Raw genomic sequence first — 12,387 nt, forward strand, 5'->3', positions numbered from 1 at the left:
TTTGTGTACAATTCATCTGAAGTCCTCCTTGGTATGGTGAGTGATGTGGTTGACACCCCTGCATCATACCAAGAGGGCTTTTTTTGATCAAGTCCCCGGAAAAGCTCCTAACGGGAATGCTCCTTTAAGAAATTTGGCTCTCCTCCGCTTGGGCCCGATAAGAGATTTGATTTAAGATCATGGCCGTCTGCTTGTCGATATACTCTTCCAGGGTGAAGTTTTTAGCCAAAGCCCAGCGCCGGAAGACCCACATTTCGCCCAGAACCATAATATTATGGGCCATCAGTTTCACATCTTTGGGATCCATGGCAATGCTGCCGTCTTCAATCCCCTTTTTCAACACCTGTTCAAAAATAGAGGTGATCTCCTCTTCCCTTTTCAACACATACCGCAATGTGTCTGCCGGCAAAGACTTGGCTTCCTGATAGATAATCAATATCTGGTCTTGCATGTGATCCATGATCTCAAACAGCCGCCGGATGGCCTGCACCAGCGACTCACGGCCCGTTGCTTGCTCTTTCAGCACAGGCAAGAGCCGGTCCTCCAATTCCTGATGGATGGCATCGCAGACCAGATACAGCACATCTTCTTTGGACTGGATATATTCATACAGCGTGCCAATGCTGAAACCCGCCTTGGAGGCAATTTCCCGTGTGGTCGTTTTGTGAAACCCTTTTTCCGTAAACAGGGACACAGCAGCTGCAATCATTTGTTCCCGCCGCTTTTGAATCAACCGCTGGTCTTTCACCAGCGTCGGGATTTTCTTTCTAGGGTGTGTCACACCCAGCTCACCACCCTTTACCAAACTTGTTTGTTTAAATGCGCCTTGGCCCCGGTCCGGGACAAGGGTCTGGTTTAACCGTCCAGTGTTGTGTGGTCTGGCTCCTTTAGTTTAAGCCAGGCGCTGAACAATTCCTCCGCAGCCGTATAGGGATCTTTCTGCCCAGCGGCAATCTCCTCTTTGGCGCGCAGGAATTCCGGCGCTTGCTGTTTGGCCTTGATAAAAACCTGCCACTGGTGCTTGAGCACATCCAGCATCTCTGCCACAGCCCGCAAGTTCTGCCGCCGCTGGCCTTCACCGGAACGCTCCAGATAGCGGCGATGGTCTGCCAAGGTCTGCCACAGTTCAGCAATGCCTTCTTTTTTGGTGCTGACGGTTTTCACAATCGGCGGACGCCAGGGGGCATCATGTTTGACCAAATCCAGCATGTGCTCAATTTCCGCTTTCATTTTCTCAGCTCCAGGCAAATCAGCTTTATTAATCACGTACAGGTCAGCAATTTCCATAATCCCTGCTTTAAAAGCCTGCACCACATCGCCAGCGCCGGGGTTGAGCACCAAAGCCACCGAGTCCGCCGCATGCATGATATCCAGTTCCGATTGTCCAACCCCAACCGTTTCAATGATAATGACATCCTTGCCAAAGGCAGCGATTAAACGGACCGCTTCTTTGGTGGCTCTGGCTAGCCCCCCGAGACTGCCCCGGGTGCCCATGCTGCGGATATACACGCCGGGGTCGGTATAATGGGGGGACATGCGTACCCTGTCCCCCAAAATGGCCCCGCCAGTGAAAGGGCTTGTGGGGTCCACCGCCACAATGCCCACCGTTAAGTTTTGGCGGCGCAAAAAGGCAACCAGTTCGCTGACGAGGGAACTTTTGCCTGCTCCGGGCGGTCCCGTGATCCCGATAATATAGCTCTGCCTTTGATAGGCATGCACATCTTTCAACAGGGCCAGGCGGTCAGGATGCTGGTCTTCTACGTAAGATATGGCTCTGGCCAAAGCTCTGACATCTTTTTGTATAATCCGTTCGGCTAAGGGATGCATCCAATCACCACATTCCGGCTTAATCTTTGAGCAGGTATCTGGAAATGACCAGGCGCTGGATCTCGTTGGTGCCTTCATAGATTTGCGTAATTTTGGCGTCGCGCATGAACCGTTCCACGGGATATTCTTTGGTGTAGCCATAGCCGCCAAACACTTGCACAGCATTGGTTGTCACTTCCATGGCGATGTCACCAGCAAATAATTTGGACATGGCCGATTTTAGGCCGTAGGGCAGGCCTTCACTTTCCGCCCAAGCCGCCTGATAAGTGAGCAAACGGGCGGCTTCAACCTTAGTGGCCATATCAGCCAGCATAAACTGGATGCCCTGCTGCTCTGCGATAGGCTTGCCAAACTGCTTCCGTTCCTTCGCATAAGCAATAGCGTGGTCAAGGGCCCCCTGGGCAATGCCTACGGCCTGGGCCGCAATGCCGTTACGCCCCCCGTCCAGGGTCATCATGGCAATTTTAAAACCCTCTCCTTCTTCACCCAGGCGGTTTTCCACAGGCACTTTGACATTGTCAAAAATAATTTCCAGAGTGGGGGAAGAGCGAATGCCCAGTTTGCTTTCCTTCTTGCCGAAGCGGAAGCCTTCCATCCCCTTTTCCAGAATAAAGGCCGTCACACCTTTATGTTTTTTCTCCGGGTCGGTTAAAGCAAAGACCACATAGATTTCCGCTTCGCCACCATTGGTGATAAAAATTTTATTCCCGTTGAGGATATAGTAATCCCCTTCCCGTTTGGCGGTGCTTTTCATGGCTGCCGCATCAGATCCGGATCCCGGCTCAGTCAAGCCGTAAGCCCCCAGCTTGGTGCCTTGGGCCAGCGGTTTTAAAAAGCGCTGTTTCTGCTCTTCAGTGCCAAATTTGTAGATAGGCCAGCTGGCCAGGGAGACATGGGCAGACAAGGTCACACCCGTTGAGGCGCAGACCCGGGACAATTCTTCCACGGCGATGACATAACTCAAATAATCAGAGCCGATGCCCCCGTACTTTTCATCCCAAGGGATGCCGGTTAAGCCAAGCTCGGCCATTTTGTCAAAAATCTCCCGGTCAAAGCGCTCTTCTTCATCCCGTTCGGCCGCTGTCGGCGCCACTTCGTTTTCAGCGAAGTCGCGCACCATTTTGCGGATCATCTCATGCTCTTCCGACAATTTAAAATTCATGATTTTTTCCTCCCCTTTCGCTCCATGTCAAGCCAAGAGATGTTTGGCAATCACCAAGCGCTGGATCTGGTTTGTCCCTTCATAGATTTGGGTCACCTTGGCATCGCGGAACAGGCGTTCCACAGGATATTCCTTGGTGTAACCATAGCCGCCAAAGACCTGAACCGCTTCCGTGGTCACCTTCATGGCCGTATCCGAGGCAAACAGTTTGGCCATGGAGGATTCCCGTCCGCAGCGCTGCCCTTCCTGGTGCAGCTGGGCGGCGCGGTAGGTGAGCAGTTTGGCTGCTTCCACCTCTGTGGCCATGTCGGCCAGTTTAAACGCAATGGCTTGCTGCTGGCCGATCGGTTTGCCAAATTGCTTCCGCTCTTCAGCATAGCCTTTGGCCAGCTCCAGCGCCGCTTCGGCGATCCCCAGACTTTGGGCGGCAATGCCGATGCGCCCCCCATCCAGATTAGCCATGGCGATGGTGTAGCCCATGCCTTCCTCACCCAGTCTGTTAGAGGCAGGCACCCTGGCTTGTTCAAAAATCAGCTCGGTTGTGCTGGAGCCTTGTAAACCCATTTTTTTCTCCTTTTTGCCGATGACGAGTCCCGGCGTATCTTTTTCCACGATAAACGCAGTAATGCCTTTTTTGCCTTTTTCCGGGTCGGTGACCGCAAAGGTCATGTACACATCCGCCTCACCCCCGTTGGTGATAAACACCTTGCGGCCGTCCAGCACATAATAGCCCCCTTCCTTGACGGCCCGGGTGCGGATACTCCCTGCGTCAGAACCCGCGTGGGGTTCCGTTAAGGCAAAAGCAGCCAGATATTGGCCTGAGGCCAGCTTGGGGATATAATGCTGTTTCTGCTCCTCTGTCCCGAAATACAGGATGGGATTGGTCCCCAGTGAGGTGTGCACAGAAAGAATCACCCCGATGGTGGCGGACACCTTGGACAGTTCATGGATGGCAATAATGTAGGAGATGAAATCGGCGCCGCTTCCGCCCCATTTTTCTGGAATGGGGATCCCCATCAGCCCCAGTTCGCCCATTTTGGTGATGATCTGGCGCGGAAACTCATCGGTCCGGTCCATGTGCTCCACGATGGGAGCAATCTCTTCCTGGGCAAATTCACGCACCATGCGGCGCATCATCTCTTGTTCTTCTGTAAAACGCAAATTCATCATTGTCTCCCCCATGGTTGATGTGTCCAGCGGTTCTCACCACTCATGCCGTGTTCTCTTTCTGATGTTCAGGTCCCGCTTAGAAGGGGTGTTATTGCTGGTCATAGCGGTAAAAGCCGCGCCCTGTTTTCCGGCCGAGCCAGCCGGCTTTCACATACTTGCGCAATAAGGGGCAAGGCCGGTATTTATCGTCGCCAAAGCCCTCATGCAGGGTTTCCATAATGTATAAGCAGGTATCCAAACCGATAAAGTCAGCCAGCTCAAGCGGTCCCATGGGATGGTTCATGCCCAGTTTCATCACCTGGTCGACATCTTCCGGACTGGCCACCCCTTCATACACCGTGTAAATCGCTTCGTTAATCATGGGCATCAGGACACGGTTGGAGACAAACCCCGGGAAGTCGTTCACTTCCACCGGCGTTTTTTCCAGCTTGAGCGCCAGATCATACACGGCCTGATACACTTCATCACTGGTCGCCAAACCCCGGATAATTTCTACCAGCTTCATGACCGGCACCGGATTCATAAAGTGCATGCCGATCACTTTTTCCGGCCGTTTGGTGACAGCGGCAATCTCTGTAATGGGCAAGGAAGAGGTGTTGGTGGCCAAAATGGCATGCTCCGGCGTGGTATCATCCAAACGGGTGAAAATATTTTTCTTTACCTCCATGTCCTCCACTGCTGCTTCAATCACCATGTCCACATCTTTTCCAGCGGCCACATCCGTTGTCAGCTCAATCCTGTGCAGAATCGCTTCTTTTTCCCCGGCAGACATGCGGCCTTTTTGCACTTGACGGTCCAGGTTGTGGCGGATGCGGGAGAGACCCCGGTTCAGAAAATCATCTGTCAAATCTTGCAAAAGCACATTGATTCCTGCTTGAGCCACCACCTGGGCAATCCCGGAGCCCATTTGGCCGGCTCCGATCACCATAATCTTTTTCAGCTCCATGTTCAAACCTCCCATCATCCAGTCCGTGATGATTTCCTTATGTTAAAATTCTTCATCCACTTTGATCAGAATGGCATCTCCCTGTGCTGCTCCGCTGCAAATGGCCGCAATGCCCAGCCCTCCTCCACGGCGCCGGAGGGCATAGATGAGCGTCGTCAAGATCCGTGCACCACTGGCCCCAATGGGATGTCCTAAAGCAATGGCGCCGCCGTGGACATTCACTTTGTCCTCATCCCAGCCTAAGATTTTACCGCTGGTCAGCACCACGGCAGCAAACGCTTCATTCACTTCCAAGAGGTCAATCTGCTCCAAGCGGTAACCTGTCTTCGCCAACAGCTTTTGGATCGCCAGGGCCGGGGTGCGGGCAATATACGGTGCCTGATCAGCCACTGCCGCATGCCCCAGGATGGTGGCCAAAGGACGCCTGCCTTCCTGTTTAGCCCGTGCCAGAGACATAAGCAGCAGGGAACTGGCCCCGTCATTCACGCCGGGCGCATTGCCTGCTGTAATGGTTCCGTCAGAGGTGAACACGGGCGGCAGCTTGGCCAAGGCTTCCAAGCTGGTATCCTTGCGCGGTGCTTCGTCTGTATCAACCACTCTCGGCTCCTTCTTGCGCTCTTGGACCGTAACCGGCACAATCTCCTCTCTAAACCAGCCTTTTTCTGTCGCTTCTACAGCGCGGCGATGGCTGCGCAAAGCCCATTCATCCTGCGCTTGGCGGTCTATGCCATACTCAGCGGCCACATTGCTGCCGTGGACAGCCATATGCACGTGATCAAAGGGGCAGGTTAAGCCGTCATGTACCATCAGATCGACCGCAGCTTGATCACCCATCCGGTATCCCCAGCGGGCCTTGGGCAAGATGTAGGGGGCCTGGCTCATGCTCTCCATTCCCCCGGCCAAAATCACCTCCGCATCCCCAGCACGGATCATTTGGTCAGCCAGTGTGACCGCCCTTAAGCCTGAAGCACAGACCTTGTTGATCGTTTCGCTCTCTACCTCCCAGGGCAGTCCCGCTTTTCTGGCCGCCTGGCGGGAAGGAATCTGCCCTGCTCCTCCTTGGAGCACCATGCCCATGATCACGTGGTCAACCTTTTCAGGGGCCCATTCTGCCCGTGACAATGTTTCTTTCAGGCTGACCGCTCCCAGTTCCACAGCAGGGACTGTCCTGAAAACGCCTCCAAATTTGCCGATGGGGGTGCGGGACGCACTGACAATCACTGTGGACGGCATGTCAAGTTCCTCCTCTTCATTTAAAGTAAGCATTCCAGACTGCCGTTCTAGACTGAACGCTCATTCAGTTTCGCTTCAGTGACCGATACCCGATGCCTGGCCGGCATCGGGTTAACGGTCAATACTGTATGGTGCACTGTTTGTCCTGACCGAGCGTTTTTCTGCTTATGTTTTTCTTGCTTATATTCAAAAGTTTTAATGAACGACAGATTGCTCCGTTTCCAGCGCTTCGGCCACAATCTCTGCAATGTCCTTGGTCGCGATGGAATCTTCCACTTCCAGCATCTTGGTGCCGTCCGACATCATGGTCAGGCAATACGGACAGGCACTGGAGATGGTATCCGGTTTAACAGCCAAGGCTTGCTCTGTGCGGGCCAGGTTGACCCGTTTGCCCTGGTCTTCTTCCAGCCACATCATGCCGCCACCGGCACCGCAGCACATACCTAAGTCCCGGTTGCGTTCCATTTCCACCAGTTCCACACCGGGGATGGCTTTTAAGATTTCCCGGGGGATGTCATAGATACCGTTGTACCGGCCCAGATAGCAGGAGTCATGGTAAGTGATGCGCTGGTTGATCTCCTTGCCCAGTTTGAGACGCCCTTCCTTGATCAGCTGGTATATCAGTTCGGTATGGTGGATCACTTCCGCCTCAAGCCCAAAGTCCGGGTATTCGTTTTTCAAAATGTTGTAAGTATGCGGACAAGTGGTGACAATTTTTTTCACGTTGTATTTTTCAAAGGTGGCGATGTTCTCCAGGCACAGCTGCTGGAACAGGTATTCATTGCCCATGCGGCGCGGCGTGTCCCCGGAGTTTTTCTCCTCGTTGCCCAGGATGGCAAATTTGACTCCGGCAGTGTTTAAGATTTTGGCAAAGGCTTGGGCCACTTTTTTGTTGCGGTTGTCGAAGCTGGCCATGGAGCCCACAAACCACAGGTATTCAAACTCATCCACTTCTTTAACGGTGGGCACGTTGATGTCGTCCCGTTCGTCCCGCCAGTTGATGCGTTCCTTGCGGTTTAAGCCCCAGGGGTTGCTTTGGCGCTCAATGTTGTTGAAGACACGGGTGGCCTCAGCCGGCATCTCACCCTGGGTCAGGACTAGATAGCGGCGCATGTCGACGATTTTGTCCACATGTTCGTTACCTACAGGACAGATTTCTTCGCAGTTGCGGCAGGTGGTACAGGCCCACAGTTCGGTTTCGGTCATCACGTCACCAATCATTTGCTTGTCATAGTTGACATGTGTCAGTTTGGCTTCTGCGGCAGCAGCCGCTTCATTTTCCCCGGACTGGATGCTGGCGGTGGCCAGTGCCAGCTGGTTGGCGGTGGTGCCCTTGAAGGCAAAGGCCGGCATCCACGGCGTGCGGGAGGTGATGGCCGCCCCCTTTTCCGTCAGGTGGTCGCGCAGTTTGACGATCATGTCCATGGGACTGAGCATTTTACCGGTGCCTGCCGCCGGACAAACGTTGGTGCAGCGGCCGCATTCCACGCAGGCATACAGATCCATCAGCTGCTTCTGGGTAAAGTTTTCAATCCTGCCCACGCCAAATTCTTCGGCTGTCTCATCTTCAAAGTCAATGGGCTGCAGTTTGCCTGGCGGATCCATGCGCTTTAAGAAAATGTTGACCGGCGCCATGATCAGGTGGAAGTGCTTGGACTGGGGCACATAGATTAAGAAGGCAAACAGCACCAGGTTGTGGGCCCACCAGAAGAGGTAAAACAAGGCCTTCGCTGCCCCGTCCGACAAACCGGTTAAGCCACTGGCCAGGACAGAGGTAATGGGATGGGCCAGGGTATAGCCGGCCAGATCCCCTGCCTTGAGCATGATGACGGCTTCCATGGTTAAGGACAAGAGCACGGTCAGCATCAGGGTGAACAGAAAGATGATCACCAGGCTGGCTTTAAAGTTGCGCTTCAGCCGCGGCAGTTTCTCAATAAAGCGGCGGTAGAAGGCATAGCCGGCCGCCAGAATGATCAACAGCACGGTGATCTCCTGCATAAAGACAAAGGCCCCGTAAGCGCTGCCAAAAACAAGCTCTTTTAACCAGTACGGGTTACCGCTTAAACCCTTGCCGATCAGGTCGATGGCCCCGAACTGGAGAATGATAAAGCCGTAAAACATCACAAAGTGCATCAGGCCGCTCTTTTTATCCTTAAACAGTTTGGAGTGGCCAAACACTTGCACCAAGATCTCGTTCAGCCGTTCTTTAAAGGCTTTTTTAAAGTCCGCTTCCTGCCCCAGTTTGATGTACAGGTAGCGGCTGTATAAGATATGGGTGAACAGGTACAAGACATAGGCGAGTATGGCAAAAAAAGCGATCAGATTGAGTATGGCCAGTCCGTTCATCAAAAGTGCCTCCTTTGTGGGTATCACTGTGTGCCAGAAACCTTTTCGACTGAACGCTCATTCTGCGGATTTAAGTTTATTATAGCAGCCAAAAGCGTTCCTGTCACTGTATATTTCTAATTTACTGACAGTTGGTGATTTTATTATAACATACATTGAATGAATAGTCATTCATTTTCTATGAAAGAAATGATGATTTGTGGGCAAAATTTATCCAGATACTTTTTAAGGAGGTTTGACAGTGATCGACATCATGTATGCTCTGATGGCTTGGTTAACCAGCGGTGCCTTTTGGGTGCAAGCAGGCTATGTGCTGCTCAAAATTGTGGTGATTATGTTATTGGCCCGCCTGGTGATCAGCCTTGGCCAACGTATGGTACACAAGCTGCTTACTGTCCGTCACAACCGCTTCTTATCCTTGCCCAGTGAACGGCAGCAAACAATTCAGAGTCTGCTCAACAGCGTATTGCGCAATGTGATTTATTTTATAGCTATTCTGGTCATTTTGGCTGAATTGGGTTTCAGCATCGGGCCTGTTTTAGCCGGCTTGGGTATTGTGGGACTGGCGGTCGGTTTTGGCGCCCAAAATTTGGTCCGTGATGTGCTGAGCGGTTTTTTTATCTTGCTGGAGGACCAGTTTTCCGTGGGGGATTTTGTCACTATTGGCCAATATACCGGAACAGTGCAAGAATTTGGCCTGCGCATCACTAAAATAAAAGAATTTACGGGACAGGTGCATATCATTCCCAATGGGCATATCACCGAAGTGACGAACTATTCCCGGGAAAACGCCGTCGCTGTATTAGACGTGGGCATCTCCTACGATACCCCCATTAACAGAGCGGAGCAAGTACTGGAAAAGTTGTTGGCTGAGTTTGCCCAAACTGAAGAAGATGTGGTGGGTGATCCCAGCGTGTTGGGTGTGCAGGATCTGGGTGAATCAGAAGTTGTCATCCGTATCACCGTCCCCTGCCGTCCCATGACGCATTGGGCCTTGGCCCGCAAACTGAGAAAAATGGTTAAAGAACGCTTTGATCAGGAGGGTATTGACATTCCCTTTCCGCAGCTGGTGGTGCATCAACATCAAGCACGTTAACCAGATTTGCCAAACGAACACCCATTCGCTACAATGGGGTTGAGCAATCTGGACGGCATGTTAATGGGAGAGTGAGAAAGAGCGGTGTACACCAGAAAAAACGTTGCCCAACTTCTGGAAGAGTTGAAGCAAGACCCGGCCTTTGCTGACCACATTGTGGAGTGGGTTACATTGCCTTCCCAAGAGGCAAAATATGCCCCGTTTCCTGAGGCGTTGCACCCCACAGTACGGAAAGCCCTGGAACAACGGGGCATCAAGGCACTGTACACACACCAAGCCACGGCCTTGGAAGCGGCTCTGGAAGGCAAAAATTTTGTCGCTGTCACCCCGACAGCTTCGGGCAAAACACTGTGCTACAATCTGCCTGTTTTAAATGCTATTGCTAACAATCCCCACACCAGAGCATTATATCTGTTTCCGACCAAAGCTTTGGCCCAGGATCAGAAAACAGAATTGCAAACTTTTGTGGACGACATGAACGCAGACATTAAAACCCATACCTATGATGGTGACACGCCAGCCAATATCCGGCAAGTGATCCGCCAAGCGGGACATGTGGTCTTGACTAATCCGGATATGCTTCATGCGGCTATCCTGCCCCATCACACCAAATGGGTTGCCCTGTTTGAAAACCTGAAGTATGTCGTGATAGATGAACTGCACACCTACCGGGGGGTTTTCGGCAGCCATGTGGCCAATGTGCTGCGCCGCCTGAAGCGGATCTGCCGCTTTTACGGCAGTTCGCCCCAGTTTTTCTGCACGTCAGCCACCATTGCCAACCCCAAGGAGCTGGCTGAGCAGCTCACCGGTGAACCCATGGTGCTGGTTGACAACAACGGCGCCCCCAGGGGGAAGAAACATTTTATCCTGTATAATCCGCCGGTGGTCAACAAACCGTTAAATATTCGCCACAGCGCCACGCTTGAAGCCCGGCGGATTGCCAGCCTGCTCTTAAAAAACGGGATCCAAACCATCGTCTTTGCCAGAAGCCGGGTCAAAGTGGAGGTCATCTTACATTACCTCCGCCAGCTGGTGCAAAAAGAACTGGGGCCCAAATCCATCCGCGCCTACCGGGGAGGGTATCTGCCCAAAGAACGGCGGGAAATTGAAAGCGGCTTAAGAAATGGGAATATTCGCTGTGTTGTCAGCACCAATGCCTTGGAACTGGGCGTGGACATCGGACAGCTGCAAGCGTGCGTCTTGACCGGCTATCCAGGAACGATCGCCAGCCTGTGGCAGCAAGCCGGGCGGGCCGGCCGGCGTCAGGACGAATCGGTCGTCTTCCTGGTGGGCAGCTCGTCTCCCCTGGATCAGTATGTGATGCAACATCCGGAGTTTATTTTTGAACGGAATCCGGAAACCGCCCGCATCCAGCCGGACAACTTGATTATTCTGGTTGATCATATTAAATGTGCCGCTTATGAGCTTCCTTTTCGTCAAGGCGAGACTTTTGAAGGAGTGGAGATTGAAGAAATCCTTCATTTTCTGGCCGAAGAACAGGTGTTGCATTACCAGAAAAACAAATGGTACTGGATGAATGACTCTTTTCCGGCCCATAACATCAGCTTGCGTTCCGCTTCCCAGGAAAATGTGGTCATCATCGACCAAACAGAGGCCCCCAATGTGAAGGTGATCGGGGAAATGGACCGTTTCAGCGCCATGACCTTGTTGCATGATGAGGCGATATACCTGCATCAAGGCAAACAATATCAGGTGGAAAAACTGGATTACGAACAGAAAAAAGCATACGTGCGGGAAGTGAACGTTGATTATTACACTGATGCCAATCTGGCCGTGCAGCTCAAAGTGCTGGAAGTGGATAAACAGCGGGAAGAGAGGGGCGTCTCCTTCGCGTACGGCGACGTAACCGTCAATGCCATGGCCACTATTTTTAAGAAAATTAAATTTGAAACCCATGAAAACATTGGCTCCGGTCCCATTCATCTGCCAGAAGAAGAGTTGCACACCACAGCTGCCTGGGTCAGCCTGCCTGCCCATCTCCTGAACACTTACGGTGAAGCCCGCCTGGAGCAAGGGTTGGTCGGTTTAGCCCATATATTGAGACACGTGGCTTCATTTTACGTGATGTGTGATCCCCAAGATTTATTTGTCACTCCGCAAGTGAAAGCAGTGCATAATGAGCAGCCTACGATCTTTCTGTACGACCGCTATCCCGGGGGCATTGGCTTGAGCGAGCAGGTTTACCAAAGCATCGGTAAGATTATGCAAGAAGTAGAACGAGCCATTCTCCGCTGTCCGTGTGAGAGCGGCTGCCCTTCCTGTGTAGGGGCCGCAGATGGTGCAGATACAAGGGAGAATAGCAGCGCCAACCGCAAGCAACTGGCCGTGGCCCTGCTGAACATCATTCGGGGAGAAGGGATCCGCCTTGTCACTTAAAGGGAAGCTGAACCGGTTTAAAAGCCATCTCACGGTGGAGAAACAACACCCGGACAAAACAGGACAACCAAACGTACAGACCACCCAGCCAACCTTACATGAAGCCGGACAGCAGCTGGAAGCCGGACAGCCGGACATTCCCCATCGAGAGAACTAGGCACGGTTCAATACTTACCCGTATGTACTGGACGATGAGTATGCCCTGGTACG

General features: G+C 52.5%; 10 protein-coding genes. 3 read left to right on the plus strand and 7 right to left on the minus strand.

Annotation, left to right across the window (positions count from 1 at the left end):
• Positions 1-124 precede the first annotated feature (124 nt).
• From IEW48_RS08670 to IEW48_RS08700, 7 genes are all read right to left on the minus strand, one after another.
• Positions 125-781, minus strand: a complete 657-nt coding sequence (locus IEW48_RS08670) for a TetR/AcrR family transcriptional regulator (RefSeq protein WP_007504622.1) — start codon at positions 779-781, stop codon at positions 125-127.
• Positions 782-855: 74 nt separating this feature from the next.
• Entirely contained in the window at positions 856-1,827 is a 972-nt protein-coding gene (gene meaB, locus IEW48_RS08675) for a methylmalonyl Co-A mutase-associated GTPase MeaB (protein WP_188623464.1), read from the minus strand.
• 19 nt (positions 1,828-1,846) lie between these two features.
• The gene (locus IEW48_RS08680) at positions 1,847-2,989 is read right to left on the minus strand and encodes an acyl-CoA dehydrogenase (RefSeq protein WP_188623465.1); all 1,143 of its coding nucleotides are present in this window, start codon (positions 2,987-2,989) and stop codon (positions 1,847-1,849) included.
• A gap of 27 nt (positions 2,990-3,016) precedes the next feature.
• Positions 3,017-4,156 (minus strand): acyl-CoA dehydrogenase, encoded by a 1,140-nt coding sequence (locus tag IEW48_RS08685; RefSeq protein ID WP_188623466.1) that lies wholly within the window; start codon positions 4,154-4,156, stop codon positions 3,017-3,019.
• A gap of 91 nt (positions 4,157-4,247) precedes the next feature.
• On the minus strand, positions 4,248-5,105 hold the full coding sequence (locus IEW48_RS08690; protein ID WP_188623467.1) for a 3-hydroxybutyryl-CoA dehydrogenase: 858 nt from the start codon (positions 5,103-5,105) through the stop codon (positions 4,248-4,250).
• Positions 5,106-5,147: 42 nt separating this feature from the next.
• A complete protein-coding gene (locus IEW48_RS08695; RefSeq protein WP_188623468.1) occupies positions 5,148-6,338 on the minus strand; it encodes an acetyl-CoA C-acetyltransferase in 1,191 nt (396 codons plus the stop codon).
• A 195-nt stretch (positions 6,339-6,533) separates the two neighbouring features.
• Positions 6,534-8,684 (minus strand): heterodisulfide reductase-related iron-sulfur binding cluster, encoded by a 2,151-nt coding sequence (locus tag IEW48_RS08700; protein ID WP_188623469.1) that lies wholly within the window; start codon positions 8,682-8,684, stop codon positions 6,534-6,536.
• A gap of 241 nt (positions 8,685-8,925) precedes the next feature.
• On the opposite strand from IEW48_RS08700, the gene IEW48_RS08705 reads away from it, so the two are divergent.
• From IEW48_RS08705 to IEW48_RS08715, 3 genes are all read left to right on the plus strand, one after another.
• Complete coding sequence (locus tag IEW48_RS08705; RefSeq protein WP_188623470.1) at positions 8,926-9,780, plus strand: mechanosensitive ion channel family protein; 855 nt, start codon at positions 8,926-8,928, stop codon at positions 9,778-9,780.
• Between the two features lie 84 nt (positions 9,781-9,864).
• Entirely contained in the window at positions 9,865-12,177 is a 2,313-nt protein-coding gene (locus tag IEW48_RS08710; protein WP_188623471.1) for a DEAD/DEAH box helicase, read from the plus strand.
• Positions 12,167-12,334, plus strand: coding sequence for a hypothetical protein (locus tag IEW48_RS08715; protein WP_188623472.1), 168 nt, complete (start codon positions 12,167-12,169; stop codon positions 12,332-12,334). The genes IEW48_RS08710 and IEW48_RS08715 overlap by 11 nt, the downstream gene beginning before the upstream one ends.
• Positions 12,335-12,387 lie beyond the last annotated feature (53 nt).

The organism is Caldalkalibacillus thermarum, assembly GCF_014644735.1.
GTDB lineage: Bacteria > Bacillota > Bacilli > Caldalkalibacillales > Caldalkalibacillaceae > Caldalkalibacillus > Caldalkalibacillus thermarum.